The 14,353-nt window shown below is 60.3% G+C and carries 16 protein-coding genes; 2 read left to right on the top strand and 14 right to left on the bottom strand.

The window, feature by feature from the left end; genetic code table 11:
• Window positions 1-237: 237 nt before the first annotated feature.
• Window positions 238-1,482, top strand: coding sequence for a molybdopterin molybdotransferase MoeA (locus AC2FIR_RS10380; RefSeq protein WP_496745314.1), 1,245 nt, complete (start codon window positions 238-240; stop codon window positions 1,480-1,482).
• Between the two features lie 121 nt (window positions 1,483-1,603).
• Here the strand turns inward: AC2FIR_RS10380 and AC2FIR_RS10375 are convergent, their stop codons facing one another.
• Complete coding sequence (locus tag AC2FIR_RS10375) at window positions 1,604-1,813, bottom strand: hypothetical protein (protein ID WP_170619357.1); 210 nt, start codon at window positions 1,811-1,813, stop codon at window positions 1,604-1,606.
• Window positions 1,814-1,924: 111 nt separating this feature from the next.
• Here AC2FIR_RS10375 and AC2FIR_RS10370 point away from each other — a divergent pair, with 111 nt between their 5' ends.
• Entirely contained in the window at window positions 1,925-3,109 is a 1,185-nt protein-coding gene (locus AC2FIR_RS10370; RefSeq protein WP_496745312.1) for an alpha/beta hydrolase, read from the top strand.
• A 117-nt stretch (window positions 3,110-3,226) separates the two neighbouring features.
• On the opposite strand, the gene AC2FIR_RS10365 is transcribed toward AC2FIR_RS10370, so the two are convergent.
• The 13 genes from AC2FIR_RS10365 to AC2FIR_RS10305 all read right to left on the bottom strand — a co-directional run bounded on the left by AC2FIR_RS10365 (window position 3,227) and on the right by AC2FIR_RS10305 (window position 14,353).
• The gene (locus AC2FIR_RS10365; protein WP_170614021.1) at window positions 3,227-3,484 is read right to left on the bottom strand and encodes a hypothetical protein; all 258 of its coding nucleotides are present in this window, start codon (window positions 3,482-3,484) and stop codon (window positions 3,227-3,229) included.
• Window positions 3,485-3,498: 14 nt separating this feature from the next.
• The gene (locus AC2FIR_RS10360) at window positions 3,499-4,197 is read right to left on the bottom strand and encodes a NapC/NirT family cytochrome c (RefSeq protein WP_496745310.1); all 699 of its coding nucleotides are present in this window, start codon (window positions 4,195-4,197) and stop codon (window positions 3,499-3,501) included.
• A gap of 29 nt (window positions 4,198-4,226) precedes the next feature.
• The gene (locus tag AC2FIR_RS10355) at window positions 4,227-4,664 is read right to left on the bottom strand and encodes a nitrate reductase cytochrome c-type subunit (RefSeq protein WP_170614019.1); all 438 of its coding nucleotides are present in this window, start codon (window positions 4,662-4,664) and stop codon (window positions 4,227-4,229) included.
• Window positions 4,665-4,676: 12 nt separating this feature from the next.
• Window positions 4,677-5,594 carry a quinol dehydrogenase ferredoxin subunit NapH gene (napH, locus tag AC2FIR_RS10350; protein ID WP_496745309.1) on the bottom strand — a complete coding sequence of 306 codons (918 nt, stop codon included), beginning with the start codon at window positions 5,592-5,594 and terminating at the stop codon, window positions 4,677-4,679.
• Window positions 5,591-6,409: a ferredoxin-type protein NapG gene (napG, locus tag AC2FIR_RS10345; RefSeq protein WP_496762300.1), complete on the bottom strand. Its 819-nt coding sequence runs from the start codon at window positions 6,407-6,409 to the stop codon at window positions 5,591-5,593. Before napG ends, napH begins: the two co-directional genes overlap by 4 nt.
• Before the next feature lie 27 nt (window positions 6,410-6,436).
• The gene (napA, locus tag AC2FIR_RS10340) at window positions 6,437-8,929 is read right to left on the bottom strand and encodes a nitrate reductase catalytic subunit NapA (RefSeq protein ID WP_496762296.1); all 2,493 of its coding nucleotides are present in this window, start codon (window positions 8,927-8,929) and stop codon (window positions 6,437-6,439) included.
• Window positions 8,926-9,219, bottom strand: a complete 294-nt coding sequence (locus tag AC2FIR_RS10335) for a chaperone NapD (RefSeq protein WP_170614015.1) — start codon at window positions 9,217-9,219, stop codon at window positions 8,926-8,928. The genes napA and AC2FIR_RS10335 overlap by 4 nt, the downstream gene beginning before the upstream one ends.
• Complete coding sequence (gene napF, locus AC2FIR_RS10330) at window positions 9,216-9,731, bottom strand: ferredoxin-type protein NapF (RefSeq protein WP_496745303.1); 516 nt, start codon at window positions 9,729-9,731, stop codon at window positions 9,216-9,218. Before napF ends, AC2FIR_RS10335 begins: the two co-directional genes overlap by 4 nt.
• Window positions 9,732-9,984: 253 nt before the next feature.
• A complete protein-coding gene (locus tag AC2FIR_RS10325; protein WP_496745301.1) occupies window positions 9,985-10,887 on the bottom strand; it encodes an FAD:protein FMN transferase in 903 nt (300 codons plus the stop codon).
• Window positions 10,884-11,399: a nitrous oxide reductase accessory protein NosL gene (locus AC2FIR_RS10320; protein ID WP_496745299.1), complete on the bottom strand. Its 516-nt coding sequence runs from the start codon at window positions 11,397-11,399 to the stop codon at window positions 10,884-10,886. Before AC2FIR_RS10320 ends, AC2FIR_RS10325 begins: the two co-directional genes overlap by 4 nt.
• Complete coding sequence (locus AC2FIR_RS10315) at window positions 11,396-12,217, bottom strand: ABC transporter permease (protein ID WP_496745297.1); 822 nt, start codon at window positions 12,215-12,217, stop codon at window positions 11,396-11,398. Before AC2FIR_RS10315 ends, AC2FIR_RS10320 begins: the two co-directional genes overlap by 4 nt.
• Window positions 12,214-13,107, bottom strand: a complete 894-nt coding sequence (locus AC2FIR_RS10310; protein WP_496745295.1) for an ABC transporter ATP-binding protein — start codon at window positions 13,105-13,107, stop codon at window positions 12,214-12,216. Before AC2FIR_RS10310 ends, AC2FIR_RS10315 begins: the two co-directional genes overlap by 4 nt.
• Window positions 13,097-14,353 carry a nitrous oxide reductase family maturation protein NosD gene (locus AC2FIR_RS10305; protein ID WP_496745293.1) on the bottom strand — a complete coding sequence of 419 codons (1,257 nt, stop codon included), beginning with the start codon at window positions 14,351-14,353 and terminating at the stop codon, window positions 13,097-13,099. The genes AC2FIR_RS10310 and AC2FIR_RS10305 overlap by 11 nt, the downstream gene beginning before the upstream one ends.

The raw sequence follows: 14,353 nt of genomic DNA, 5'->3' as shown, positions 1-14,353 counted from the left end.
AATAGGCTGCGTGGGCCGGCCGAGATTCTGCCGCAGACCGACAATCACAGCATGGGCATGGGGGACGTGTTCAGGCAAGTGGCGACGAACTGTGACCTATGTCAAGGACAGCGCTCGGGTCTCGGTGTCCATTGGGCGCGGTTTGTTGGCCGGGTTGCGACCCGTCCGATCATGAACAGTGTTGACGCTGATTTGCCGGGGTTGTCCTTGCATTCGGCTGAACCCGGAGAAACACAGATGGCTGATGGATGCGCCTGCGACCGGCACGCCCACATGTACGTGTCCGTGGCTGACGCCCTGACACGGGGGCTGGCCGCCGCCAATCCGATTGTCGAAACAAAGCCCGTACCGCTGACTGAGGCGATTGGCCGGGTTCTGGCCGAGGATTGCCTCAGCAAAACTGACATGCCCGCCTTCGACAACTCTGCCATGGATGGCTACGCGATCCGCACTCGCGATCTGGGCGCGGGGCCGGTCTTTGATCTGCCCGTCGCCGGGCGCGTGGCCGCCGGGGACAGCGGCGCGCATCAGGCACCCGCAGGAAGCGCCTTGCGTATCTTTACCGGTGCGCCGGTGCCAAATGACTTCGATGCCATTCTGATGCAGGAGGATTGCGAGCTAACAAAAGGCGGTATCCGCTTCTCAAGTCGCCCGACCGCCGAACAGCATATCCGCCGCGCGGGTGAGGACCTGAAAGCGGGGGCACTGATCCTGCGTCACGGCTGCGAGATCGGCGCGCGCGAGGTCGCGGCGCTGGCCTCAGCCGGGTTTGGCCAGGTCAAGGTATACCGCAAGCTCAAGATCACCATCTTCTCGACCGGCAGCGAATTACGCCAGCCCGGAGAAGACCTTGGCCCCGGCCAGATTTACAACTCGAACCGTAATATGCTGCGGGCGCTGCTGGACAAGCGCTGGATCGACCTGACGGACATCGGCCCGGTCGAGGATGACCCGGTTTTGCTGGAACAGGTCTTGCGGCAGGCATGCGACACATCCGATCTGATCGTCACAACCGGCGGCGTGTCTGTTGGCGACGAGGATCACATGCCGCGCCTGTTTTCCAAAATCGGCGGTCAGACGGATGTGATGAAAGTGGCCATGAAACCGGGCAAGCCGATCATGTTCGGACGTCACGGCGATGCGCTTTATATCGGGTTGCCGGGCAATCCGGTTTCCGCCTACGTTACCTGGCAAATCATCGGGTCGCCGATGATGGCACGGCGCGCCGGTTTGCATCCAAGCCCGCTTGTCGCCGAACAGGCGGTGCTGGCGGAACCGCTGCAGCGTCATCCCGGGCGGCAGGAATTTCGCCCGGTGCAGATCCGGGGCACAGCTCCGGACGGCAGGCCGCGCCTGCACCTGATGGCACCGTCCTACAGCGGGCGCGTGGCGTTGCTGGCGCAGGCGGACGGGTTGGCCATTATCCCTGCGGATGTCGAAACCCTACCAGAGGGGTACGCGCTGGAACTGTTGCGGTTCTGAACGCTCGGTGCCCGAGCTGAAGGTTATGTCCCTATTGTGTGTTAAAAAGCGGTGGCTTGATCCTTTGGTGGGCAAAAAATCAAGCATTCTCTGTACTTTCCACTAGTGGCTGTGAGCTTCATCAACCAAGACCTTGGGCAAGCTTCTTCAGCTCACATTGTGGGGCCACCAATCGTTCTGCCAGCGCGACATTGTCCTCCATCAGCGCGCGGCAAATCTCTTCCTCCAATTGGTTTGCAAGTCGCAGCAACAAAGGCGCGACTTCGTTGACACCGTTGTTGTTGCCAGAGGCTCCGGTTTGACCCAGTTTGTTCGTTGATACTTGTGGCATAGCGCGAATTCCCGATTGGCTCTCCGGGACAGGGTATCCGCATGAACTTGGTGATGCCGTTGACTTATCGTTGATGTATCGTTGATCTTGCAGGCAGTGTGGGAGGAGCACATGCGGCGATGGGTATTGAATCTCAAGGATGGCAAATTGTCATCGGGACAGGATCAATCGACACTATCGCCAAAAGCTACCGAAGTGCTGGAGTACATGATTTCCAGGGCCGGTATGGTTTTGTCTCGCGAAGAAATACTTCAAGCCGTATGGCATGGCTTGTTTGTGAACCCGGATCTTGTGCGCGAGTACATTTTTGAGATCCGAAATTCGCTCGGGGATGACGCAAAAAATCCAAGTTATATTGAGACTGTAGGCCGGCGCGGATTTCGGCTGATTGGACCAGTTTCCGTCCAACACGGTGAAGATCAGGCTGCACACTCTGCTCTTTCCCAGGCGCAACCCAACCCATTGCCTTTGGTGAAATATTGTCGTTCCAAGGACGGGACCTCCATCGCGCATACTGTTTCCGGCGAAGGGTATCCGATGTTGATTTCCGGAAGCTGGATGACCCACCTGGAACAAGACTGGCAAAACCCTGCTTACGGCGATTACATTCGACACCTTTCGGATAAATTTACGGTCATTCGCTATGACCAACGGGGGAATGGTCTGTCCGAGTGGGCGGATGTCGACATCAGTTTTGAGCGCATGGTCGACGACATGGAAGTCGTGATCGATGCCTACGATTTTGAACAAGTAGCGATCCTGGGTTTGTCACAAGGCGCATCTGTTTCGTTGGCATATGCGCTGAGGCATCCGGAACGAATTTCGCATCTTGTACTAAGTGGAGGGTATTCAAGGGGGCGCAAACATCGCGGCAACGAAGCCGAGATTGAAGAAAGCGAAGCTCTTGTCAATTTAATCCGCAACAGCTGGGGAAACGAAAACCCCGCAATTCGGCAGATCCTGACAACGATGTTCATGCCGGACGCTACAAAAGTAGAAATGCAGTGGTTCAACGATTTCCAAAAGCTCTGCGGACCAGCCGAGAATATTGCTCAGTTTCGCGCTTTGTTTGACGACATTGACGTGAGCAACCTGTTAACAGAGATTTCATTGCCGACCTTGGTTCTTCACAGCGACAGGGATGCAGTGGCACCGCTTTCGGAAGGGAAAATACTGGCTTCCCAGATTCCGGATGCTTCATTCGTGCAACTGGATAGCCCCAACCACTTACTTTTTTCGTCAGAACCAGATTTCGAAAGAATGATTGCCAGCATCGACAGCTTTGTTCGGTCCTAATGCTTATTCTTGATGAGTTGTCGTTCCTTTTCCGACAGTTGCACAACAGGCCTGCCAAGAAACACCGCTTCAGCCCGGCGCTCTGAGAAATTCAGACGCCGGGCCGCTTGGCTCGGATCAGGCGGTTGCGCCCTTTATGCGGATGGCACTGCCCACCGCGCCCGCGCAAACGCCGACCGCGATGGCAATCATCAGTTCCAACACTTCGACATGGGCAAACTGCCATTTGGCAAAAACCAGTGTTTCCAGCACGCCGACCACACCGCCCATGACCGCGCCCAGCCACAGCTTGCGGGTCATCATGCCAAGCGCCAAACCCAGAATGCCGGGCAGGCTGAGGATGTTGCCACCGATGGTTCCAAGTAATTCAAGCATGTGTCGAGCTCCTCTCAGTCTGCCCGTTTGGCCAGAAACGACCGGATTTCGTCACTGCCTGCCGAGGCGTGCTGCTGCAGGTTCTGCGGCGCCTCGTCCAGTTCGGCAGTGATGTCCTGATAGGTTTCCAGATAGTTGGGCGGCAGACTGTGGGCGATGCCCTGGTGGCAGTCGATGCATGTCATGCCGGTGTCGATGGCGCGCTGATGCTCGGACGCGGCGCGGGTTTCCTGAAGGGTGAAGTCCATATACTCGAAATTGTGACAGTTGCGGCATTCGCGGCTGTCGGATTCCTTCATTTTCTTCCACACCGCCGAAGCCATGCTCAGACGATGGTCTTCATATTTTTCCGGGGTGCTGATGGTGCCGGCCAGCTCGTGATAAACGTCCTTGACCGCCATGATCTTGGCTTTGATCTTGTGGTTCCATTCGTGCGGCACGTGGCAGTCGGAACAGATCGCGCGCACGCCCGAGTGGTTGTTGTAGTGGATTGTCTCGCGGTATTCACCCAGATTGGTTTCCATCGTGTGGCACGAGGTGCAGAATTCCTCGGTATTGGTCAGTTCCAGCGTCCAGTGGAAACCGCCCCAGAACAAGATACCGGCCAGAAAACCGGCCAATATCAGAAAGCCCGAGCTGAACATCACAGCCGGGGTCCAGATCGCGTTCCAGAGGCGGCCAATCCAGCCGCGATTTTCGGGGGAGTCTGCCATATCGGTGCTCCTTTCAAAGATGCGTTGGATCAGTTGCCGGAAGAAGGTTCGAATTCATTGTCGACCAGCGCCGGAGTGTCGGCCTGCGGCACGTGGCACTGATTGCAGAAATACCGTGTACCCGCGATCCGGTCCAGTTCACGGCCTTCGCGGTCCAGGTAGTGGGTCATCGAAAGGGTCGGTGCGTTGCGCTCGCCCGCTTTGGTCCAGTCGTGACAGGACAGGCACTGATTTGTGCGCAAGTCGATCTGGTATTGTTCAATCGAATGCGGGATCAGCGGTGGCTGCTGGCGATAATTCCGCTGCATGCGTCCTTCGACATTGCGATGGACCTGATCGAGGACCACTGGTTCATCCACTTCGGCTCCGCGTAGCGAATTCACCTGAGCGGACTGCGCCAGAGCAAACCCACTCAGGAGCAAAACGGGGATCAGGGCAATTCCGCCTGTCAGGATTGGTCTATTCATCATGGCACTCCCTTAGATAGGTCTGGCGGCGCGCGGCTTGGGCGCGGCGGCTGGATCGGCAGGCGCGACGAGGGCCTCGTCGAACCGGTGAGTAAATTTGAAGACATCAACCGCACACACATCAATGCAGCGGCCACAATTGGAGCAGTCAGGCGACAAGATCAGTGGGCTGGATCCCGGCTTGCCCTTCAGCGCGGGCGAGATCACCTGGTTTTCCGGGCAGACCGCATAGCAGTCCATGCAATCATCACAGGCAGCGCGGTTGCTGGCGCTGACGCGCAGTAGGCTTTTTGTGCCGATCAGGCCGTAGAAAGCCCCGACCGGGCAGATATGACCGCACCAGCCATGGCGTGCGACCAGCAGGTCAAACACAAAGATCGCGGCGATCATGGCCCAGACAAATCCCATGCCGAAGATCAGGCCCCGGTGCAGCATGGTGATCGGATTCACGATCTCCCACGCAATCACGCCGGTCAGGCCCGAGACGATCAGGACTGTCGCCAGAACCCACAGACGGGTGCCGCGCTTTGGCTGCCAGCCTTTCGGCAGGTCCAAACGCCGATGCAGCCAACTGGCGGCATCAGTCACCGGGTTGATTGGACAAACCCAGGAACAATAGACCCGGCCACCGATCAGCGCGTAAGTGACAAGCACGATCAACCCGCCGATCAGCGCGGTCAGTTCGGGCCAGTGGCCTGCCACCATGCTTTGCAGCAGGATCAGCGGATCGGTCAGCGGCAGAACACCCAATGTCAACGATCCGGCCAGGTTGCCCTGAACGATCCAGATGCCAAACCACGGCCCCAGTAGGAAAAGCATCAGAAAGAACACCTGGCTTGCCCGGCGCAACAGCAAAAAGCGATGCGCGCCGATCCAGCCCTTGGCCTCGATCGCCTCTTGGCCCACAGGTATCTGGGTGCTGGCGCTCATTGTCCCACTCCCGGCAGGTTGTATTCGGGCGCAAACCCTCCGGGTGTGACCAGATTGTCGGTACCTGGTCCCGGCAGGCGGTCGGGCAGGTCAATGATGCCCTCGACCAGCGGAGCGCCCTTAGCGGCCTTTTCTTCCCAGCCCTTGCGGTAGTGATCCGCCGCGCTGCCGCGCGCCAGACGGGCTGGAAGCACCTTTATCGCGGCTTCCGGCAAAACGCAGCTTTTCTCGCATACGCCGCAGCCGGTGCAGCGGTCCGCATGAACCGTCGGCGCAAAGATCGCGTGGCTGCCCGAGCGGGTATTGTGTGACGGCTCAAGCGTGATGGCCTCATCAATGACGGGGCAGACGCGATAACAGACATCACAGCGCAGGCCGAGGTAGTTCAGGCAATTCTCCTGATCCACCAGCACCGCAACGCCCATCTTGGCATCGTCGATGTTGTCCAGCGACGGGTCCAGCGCGCCGGTGGGGCAGGCGGCGACGCATGGAATGTCGTCGCACATCTCGCACGGCACGTCGCGGGCGGTGAAAAAAGGCGTCCCGGTAGCGCCGGAATCCGAGCCCAGTTCCGCCAGTTTCAGCGTATCGTAAGGGCAGTCCCGCACGCATAACCCGCAGCGGATGCAGGCCGACAGGAAATCCTCTTCGGGCAGCGCACCGGGCGGGCGCAGGGCCTCGGCCGGCAGGCTGCGCGCATCGCGCGCCAGCCAGGCCAGCAGCGATCCTGCAACCACACAGCCGCCTGCCGCGCGCGCCGTTCCGTGCAGGAAACGACGCCGTTGCGGCGAAAGAGGTGTGCCGGCAAGGGACATGGGGACTACCTTCGCGATCCGTGCCGGTTACGCGCGCTCGACCTTGCAGGCGCATTTCTTGAAGTCGGTCTCTTTCGAAAGCGGGCAGGTCGCGTCCAGCGTCAGCTTGTTGGTCAGCTGGCCCTCGTCGAACCATGGCATGAAAACCAGGCCACGCGGAACCTTGTTGCGCCCGCGGGTCTCGACCCGGCTTGTGACTTCGCCGCGACGGGTGGACAGAACGATCTCCTGACCACGGCGCAGACCCCGATCCTTGGCATCCTGCGAATGCATGTAGACCACGGCCGCCGGATAGGCGCGGTGCAGTTCGGGCACCCGGCGGGTCATCGAGCCGGAATGCCAGTGCTCCAGCACGCGACCGGTGCACAGCCACAGGTCGTATTCCGCATCCGGCTCCTCTGGGGCGGGTTCATACGGCGCAAAGATGATACTCGCCTTACCGTCAGGCTTGCCATAGAATTTCACGCCTGCGCCTTCGGGCACGTACGGGTCATAGCCTTCGCGGAAACGATAGAGCGTTTCCTTGCCGTCCACGACCGGCCAGCGCATTCCGCGCGCCTGATGGTACATTTCGAATGGTGCCAGATCGTGGGCATGGCCACGTCCGAAATCGGCATATTCCTCGAACAGACCCTTCTGGACGTAGTATCCGAAATGCTCGGCATCATCGTTGTCGAAACCTTCGGCAGTTTCCGACAGCGGGTACTGGTCGATCTTCCCGTTGGCATACAGCACGTCATACATGGTCTTGCCGCGATGTTCCGGCATGGCAGCCAGCAGTTCCTCGCCCCAGACCTCCTCGACGGTGAAGCGTTTCGCGAATTCCATCAGCTGCCACAGGTCGGACTTGGCCTCACCCGGGGCCTTGACCTGCTGCCGCCAGAACTGGGTACGGCGCTCGGCGTTGCCATAGGCGCCTTCCTTCTCGACCCACATGGCGGTGGGAAGGATCAGGTCGGCGGACAGGGCGGTGACGGTGGGGTAGGGGTCCGACACGGTAATGAAGTTTTCCGGGTTGCGATAGCCGGGGTACCCTTCTTCGTTGATATTCGGCGCGGCCTGCATGTTGTTGTTGCACTGCACCCAATAGGCGTTCAGATCGCCATCCTTCAGCTTGCGATTCTGAAGGACAGCGTGGAAGCCCGGTTTGGGCGGGATGGTGCCCGCAGGCACGTTCCATGCGGTCTCACAGATCTCGCGGTGCTTGTCATTTGTCACCACCATGTCGGCGGGCAGACGGTGGGCGAAGGTGCCGACCTCGCGCGCCGTACCACAGGCCGAGGGCTGACCGGTCAGCGAGAAGGGCGAGTTGCCGGGTTCGGAAATCTTACCAACCAGCAGGTGCACGTTGTACATCAGCGAGTTCACCCACGACCCGCGGGTATGCTGGTTGAACCCCATGGTCCACAGGCTCATGACCTTGCGGTTCGGATCGGCATATTGCTGGGCCAGCTTCTCAAGCTTTTCGGCGGGCACACCGGACAGTTCCTCGGTGTATTCCAGCGTGTATTCCGACACCGCTTCGGCATATTCCTCGAAGCTGATCGGTTCCATCTTGCCGACATTGGGGTTCGCTGCCTCTTGCTGCAGCGGGTGGTTGTCGCGCAGACCATAGCCGATATCGGTGGCAGTCTTGGTGATGTTGACGTGGTTCTTGACGAATTCCTCGTTCACCGCGCCGTTCTGGATGATGTAGTTGGCGATATAATTCAGGATCGCCAGGTCGGTCTGCGGGTTGAACACCATGCCGTTGTCGGCCAGCTCGAACGAGCGGTGTTCGAAGGTCGACAGAACATGTACCTCGCACCCCGGCTTGGTCAGGCGCGTATCGGTCAGGCGCGACCACAGGATCGGGTGCATCTCGGCCATGTTCGACCCCCACAGCACGAAGGTATCCGCGTGCTCCAGATCGTCATAGCAGCCCATCGGTTCGTCGATGCCGAAGGTGCGCATGAAACCCACAACGGCCGAGGCCATGCAGTGCCGCGCATTCGGGTCGATGTTGTTCGACCGGAACCCGGCCTTCATCAGCTTGGCGGCAGCATAACCTTCCCAGACCGTCCACTGACCGGAACCGAACATGCCGACACTGGTCGGACCTTTCTTGGCCAGCGCTTCTTTCCACTTGGCGGCCATCACGTCGAAGGCTTCGTCCCAGCTGACCGGCTCGAATTCGCCGTTCTTGTCATATTCGCCGTTTGACTTGCGCAGCAGCGGAGTTGTCAGGCGGTCATTGCCGTACATGATCTTGGACAGGAAATAGCCCTTGATGCAGTTCAGGCCCCGGTTCACCGGCGCGTCCGGGTCACCTTGCGTGGCCACGACGCGGCCATCCTTGGTGCCGATCAGAACCGAACAGCCTGTGCCGCAAAACCGGCAGGCCGCCTTGTCCCAGCGAATGTCCGGCGTTGCCACCTGGGCATTGGCCTGTCCGGCGGCCATTGGAATACCTGCGGCCGAAGCAGTGGCTGCCGCGGCTGAAGCTTTTAGAAAAGTCCGGCGAGATTCAGTGATGGTCATTGCATGGGCCTCCTGCTGGTCGGTTGGCTTGGGGCATCAGGACGCGGATAACTTTCCGCGAGATCCTCGAAATGGTGATAGGTCAGCGTCAAAGAGATCACTCCGGGGATCTGGTGCAGATCCATGATGATCTCGGACGCCATACGTGCGGGCGTATCTTCCACGACAACGACAAAGCGGCCGTCGTCGGTTGCGGCGTGAACCTCGACCCCCGGCGTGTCTTCCATGACCTGGCGCGCTGTGCCGGTGCTGTCCGGGGCAACGTGAACAAGGCAACCGCAGATATTCATTGCAGTGTCTCCGGGTGTAAGGTTGCAGGGCGTTCAAATCTGACCGCGTCGGCGGGGCAGGACGTGGCGCAGCCGCCGCATCCGGTGCAGGTCTCGGTATTCAGAACCGGTTCCGCCTTGCCGCCAGGCATCAGCTTGAACCGGATCGAGCCTTCATCGCAGCTGTCCTGGCAAAGGCGGCAACTGATCCCGTTCAGTGACAGGCAGGCGCTGGCGACGATGGATGCGCGCCAGGGCCAGTCGGCCATGCGATCAGCGATCAGGGCGCCCGTTTGGCAGGCTTCCACGCAATCGCCGCAGAACGTGCACGCCCCGTCCGTCATCCGCAGCGTCGGGTATCCCCCCGCGCTGAGCGTAATGACATCTTCGGGGCAGGCGTCCAGACAATCACCGCAGGCGGTGCACAGGTCCAGAAACCTGCTTTCCACCGTGCCCGGAGGCCTGATGGCACCGGGGTCTTCGCGGAGCATGCGCCCACTGAGAAAAGCGCGTCTGCTGGTTGGCTGACTCATGCGTTGCTGACCTGCGTTTCTGGGGGCAGGTGATCCTGCCCGGATTCGCTTGCTAGCGCATTTTCACAAGACAGGAGTTGATCCAGATCATGTTTTTTTGGAACCGTTTCTCCGGCTTGCAAAAACAAGGCAGACACGCCCAAGAGCGGTTGCCGAAGTATCTGCTTGTTTGCCAGCGAAACATCCACTCTCACAGTGGTACAACACCTTCGGCCCTTTGCCAAAACTTTTGTGCCACAATCAAAAGTTGTGATCAGATCATCATCTCGATCCGACTGCCGGGAAAGCGGGCCAGCACGGTATCAACCCGCGTCTTTGGGATCAGGCAAAGGGCAGTGGAAAGACCATCCGCAATCGCCGCTCGGGGGGCAGAGACCGAGACGGCTCGGTGCAAGGGCTTGCTGCCGTCAGGGCTCAGGATGTGGCCCTGACCGCGCATCAGCATCGTGCCTCCGGGTGCAGAAGTGGCAACCGCCCGGTCGCTGATCCCGATCCGTTTCAGAACCGCACCGTCTGGCCCGGCCAGCCCGACACGCCAGTGGCGGCCATCCGCGTTGGCGCCTATGGCTGCGATCTCGCCCATGTCCACCAAAACGTTCCCAAGGCCCATGGACCGCAACAGATCGGCAATACGATCTGTTATCGCCCCCTGCGCTATTCCGTTCAGGGTCAGAGCCGACACACCGGGTTGTGGCAGAAGAATATGATCCGCCGTCACTGTGACATGGTGCCAGCCGACCACCTGCCGGGCCGAGCGGATCACGCTTTCATCGGCACCAGAGGCCAAGGCAAGCCACAGAGGCTGAACACTCGGATCAAACACCCCATCCGATGCGTCATGCAGTGCCGAACACAGGCTGAGCACGTTCAGCAACTCCGGCGCAGGGGCGGTCAGCATCCCGTCGCGGTTCAACCTGCTCAACTCGGAATCCGGGCGATAGAGGCTGAAAATGTTCTCAAGCCTGTGCAGTTCCGCCTCGATGGCAGAGATCACAGGACGGGCCTCGTCATCGGTCAGACCGGACAATTGCAGGCTGGCACGCGCGCCCAGTGCGGTGCCGCGCCAATGGGCGACTGGGGCAGCCTTTGCTCCGGCGGGCAAGGCCATGCAAGCCGCGGAAATCGACAGGAATCGGCGACGGGACAAAACGGTCATACGGGGGTCTCCAGATTCAGGTCCAGATCGACGGGCCCCAGAACCTCGTCAGCCGGGATGTCGGACAGGGGCAGGGCGGTGCCGCCATACCGATTGATAAAGTCATCGGCGTCGGCGGAATCACCAAAAGGAACAACCTCGCGTGCGCCCATGCCGCCGGCGACGTTGGCCCCGACCACAAATGTCGCGCCGTCGGCGGCGATCCAGTTGGAGATACCGGGTTCCCGCCAGTTTGTCGCGATGCCCATGTCACTGACATAGACGGCGGTGATCTTGGCATCGCGTTCAGGGCTTTTCAGATAGGCCACCATGTCGCGCACCTGCGAAAAGAATAGCGGCGCAGGGTAGCCATCCAGATGAATCTGGCCCTTGGGTCCACCATGTTCGGCGATGTTCATCTGGCAGAAGAAACTCAGCGCATCCGGGGTCAGATCGACCGGCTCGGGGGCGACAGCGATCTCTTCCTTGCAGGCGGCCAGAGCAATCAGCGCAATCAGGTACAGGCGTTTCACGGCTCGACCCTCCGGAATGCCGCACGGGCAAGGGCAAAACCGATCACCGGCCAGAGCAGCAGCGACACGGGTGCGGCCCAGACGGGCAGGGCCTGCGCTGCACCGGTCATACCGGACGCCATGGCAACGCCTTCGGTCGCGGCGATGTTCCACAGACGGAATGCGTCGGCCGGGTTGGCCACCATCACCCATGGAAAGACGGATTGGGTGAAGGTGCCGCCCTTGTCCATGACGACGGCCCCCAACAGGCCCAGATCATAAAGGACGACAAATACCAGCCATAGCCCGGCCGACAGACCTGCCGCCGCCGTGGACCCCTTTGCCAGGGCGGACAGCAGGTATCCCAGCGCCAGAAAGACAGCGCCCAGAAGGATGGATGTAAGGATGAGGCGCGCCAGCGCCATCAGGCTTTCCGGGCCTGCGCCACCAAAGAAGGCTGCGACCGCGCCGGCGGTTCCGAAACCGACGGTCATGGCAAAGGCCAGGGCGGCCAGATGGGCGGTGAACTTGCCCAACAGGATTTCTCCGCGCCCGGCCGGGTAGGACAGCAACAGCGACAGGCTGCCCCGGTCCACATCCCCCGCGATAGCGTCGAACGAGATCATCAGCGCCAGCAGTGGCGCCAGATAGACCGAAAGCGTGGTCATCGACGCAACCGAGACGGTCAGCATGTCAACGCCCAGCGTGCCGGTCGGGGCGCTGCCTGCAAATGTAAGGGCCAGCGCGAACAGCACCATGATCAATGTTGCCACCAGCAGCCAGCGGTTGCGGCGCAAGATCAGCATCTCGGTGCGGGTGATGGCGAGGAAGCGGGTCATAGCCTCTCCTCCTGTGCATAATGGCGATAGAGGTCTTCCAGCTTGGGTGGGGTCATTTCCACATCCGCCACCGCGTCGCCCAGCCCGGCGATGCGGCGCAGGGCCTCCATCTTGTCATCAGGTGTACAGAGCAACTCAACGGATGCTCCGTTGATCCGGTTGCCGCCCAGTTCGGCGGCAAGCGCTTCGGGGTTGGCGCTGGCGCGGACCCGCAGGCGTATCGGAAGTCCCGCCAGGGCGGACAGGTTGGTCAGCGTATCGTCGGCCACCATCCGGCCCTTGCGCATGATGGCAATGCGGTCGGTACGCGCCTCGACCTCGGTCAGCGCGTGGGACGCAATAAGGACCGCTGTGCCTTGCGCTGCCAGTTCATCAATGATGGCGTAGAGATCCTGCCGAGAAATCGGGTCCAATCCCGAGGTCGGTTCGTCCAAGAGGGCCACTTTCGGCCTGCCCAGAAGAACCTGAGCCAGACCCAGGCGCTGCCGCATCCCTTTGGAATAGGTGCCGATCCGACGGTCGAGTGAATCGCTCAGGCCGACGCGCTCCAGCAGACCGGGCACATCGGCTTTGGCTCCGGATAGCTTTGCAAACAGCGTCAGTTGTTCGCGGCCGGTCAGGGCCGGGTGGAAGGAGACCGCTTCGGGCAGATAGGCCGTCTCGCGCCGCGCTTGTGCGCTGCCGGGGGTGGCGTCTCCGATCCGGATGGCCCCGCCATGGATAGGTGTCAGGCCGAGGATGGATTTGATCAGGGTCGACTTGCCCGCGCCGTTATGGCCCAGTAACGCGACGCGCTGACCGGGGGCAAGAGACAGGTTGATATCGTCAAGAACGCGGGTTTTTCCCCGGTCCTTAAGTACATGGTCGATTGACAGGGCCTTATCCGTCATGAGGCACCTTTTTCATTGCTGGGGGTTCAGGGGCTTGCATCAAAGGATTGCTGTCCATCACGCCGCCCGGCAGCAGGGCCGGGAATGCAGATTGGGACCAACGCACCAACTGCACGGCAGGCGAGCCGAGCAGCAATTTGGCTGAGGGTTGGGTCCACAGCACATGGTCCATCGAGTCATTGGGGCGATAGGGGGCGTCGGCGATACCGTTGCCATCCACATCATACGCGGCGAAATCGGACCAATAATTGCCGCGCCCTTCTTCTGACCACTCGACCCATTTGGTCGAAACGTATTTCACCTGTGTCCGGTTACCGACAAAGGCGTTGCCGACGATCCGATTGCGCTCGGACCCGGCGGTAAAGTGGATGCCGATGCCGCAACCCTGGAACCAGTTGTCGGTAAATTCGTTTTTGTTCGAGTTATAGAGGAAGGTGCATTTTTCCTTGGCACCTTTCACCACGTTTCCGGTGATAACGCTCTTGTTAGCGTAGTTCAGCATCACGCCATGTTCCCGGTCACCGATCGAGACATTGTTGGCGACGGTCACATTGGTCGTGAACATCACCGCATAGCCCAGGTCGTTCCCGATTGAGACGTTGTCGCTGACCACCGAATTGTCGGCATACATGTAGTGCACGGCAAAACGAAGATCGCGGAACAAATTGCCCGTGAAGGTGTTCTTCTTGGACGAGTTCACAAAGATCCCATCGCGGCCATATCGGATGTCGTTGTCTTCCACCCGTGCACCCGGCGCGTTCCAGACATAGACGCCGTTGCCACGGTCATTCATCCGCTGGTCCAAACGGCCCTCGATCCGGTTGCCACGCACGATGCTGTCCTTGGCCCCGTGAATGTCGACGCCATAAAGGTTGCCCAGCAATACGTTATCCTCGACCACTGGCGCTTTGGCCGTTTTGGTCAGCTGGATGCCACTGTCGATCCCGTCATGGCTTGAGCCAGAGCCGACCACCGTCAGCCCGCGTACCGTTACGCCCGGCCCGGTCACGGTAATGACGCTGCCGTCGCCTTGCCCGTCGATGGTGGCCTGGCCCTGCCCGTCGAGGGTAACGGGCCGGTCCAGAACCAGCGTTTCAAAGTAAACGCCTGGGCTCAGGCGGAGGGTGTCTCCATCCGCCGCCTGTGCCAGTGTTTCGTTGATGGCCCCCGCCCGGTTGGGCACATCCCAGTCCGCCGCCCAAAGGGGCGAGCCGAGCAGGAGCGGTATGAGCAGGGACCAACGCAC

It is taken from the genome of Ruegeria sp. CDSB136, assembly GCF_059610965.1.
Note: the sequence above shows the minus strand (reverse complement) of the source record. Positions and strands in the feature narration are given on the sequence as shown.

What these genes read in the sequence shown, in the direction of transcription:
- AC2FIR_RS10335 (WP_170614015.1), bottom strand. Translation starts at nt 9,219, where the DNA reads ATGAATATCTGCGGTTGCCTTGTTCACGTTGCCCCGGACAGCACCGGC.
- AC2FIR_RS10315 (WP_496745297.1), bottom strand. Translation starts at nt 12,217, where the DNA reads ATGACCCGCTTCCTCGCCATCACCCGCACCGAGATGCTGATCTTGCGC.
- AC2FIR_RS10325 (WP_496745301.1), bottom strand. Translation starts at nt 10,887, where the DNA reads ATGACCGTTTTGTCCCGTCGCCGATTCCTGTCGATTTCCGCGGCTTGC.
- AC2FIR_RS10380 (WP_496745314.1), top strand. Translation starts at nt 238, where the DNA reads ATGGCTGATGGATGCGCCTGCGACCGGCACGCCCACATGTACGTGTCC.
- AC2FIR_RS10360 (WP_496745310.1), bottom strand. Translation starts at nt 4,197, where the DNA reads ATGGCAGACTCCCCCGAAAATCGCGGCTGGATTGGCCGCCTCTGGAAC.
- AC2FIR_RS10370 (WP_496745312.1), top strand. Translation starts at nt 1,925, where the DNA reads ATGCGGCGATGGGTATTGAATCTCAAGGATGGCAAATTGTCATCGGGA.
- napA (WP_496762296.1), bottom strand. Translation starts at nt 8,929, where the DNA reads ATGACCATCACTGAATCTCGCCGGACTTTTCTAAAAGCTTCAGCCGCG.
- AC2FIR_RS10375 (WP_170619357.1), bottom strand. Translation starts at nt 1,813, where the DNA reads ATGCCACAAGTATCAACGAACAAACTGGGTCAAACCGGAGCCTCTGGC.
- napG (WP_496762300.1), bottom strand. Translation starts at nt 6,409, where the DNA reads ATGTCCCTTGCCGGCACACCTCTTTCGCCGCAACGGCGTCGTTTCCTG.
- AC2FIR_RS10355 (WP_170614019.1), bottom strand. Translation starts at nt 4,664, where the DNA reads ATGAATAGACCAATCCTGACAGGCGGAATTGCCCTGATCCCCGTTTTG.
- AC2FIR_RS10310 (WP_496745295.1), bottom strand. Translation starts at nt 13,107, where the DNA reads ATGACGGATAAGGCCCTGTCAATCGACCATGTACTTAAGGACCGGGGA.
- napH (WP_496745309.1), bottom strand. Translation starts at nt 5,594, where the DNA reads ATGAGCGCCAGCACCCAGATACCTGTGGGCCAAGAGGCGATCGAGGCC.
- AC2FIR_RS10365 (WP_170614021.1), bottom strand. Translation starts at nt 3,484, where the DNA reads ATGCTTGAATTACTTGGAACCATCGGTGGCAACATCCTCAGCCTGCCC.
- napF (WP_496745303.1), bottom strand. Translation starts at nt 9,731, where the DNA reads ATGAGTCAGCCAACCAGCAGACGCGCTTTTCTCAGTGGGCGCATGCTC.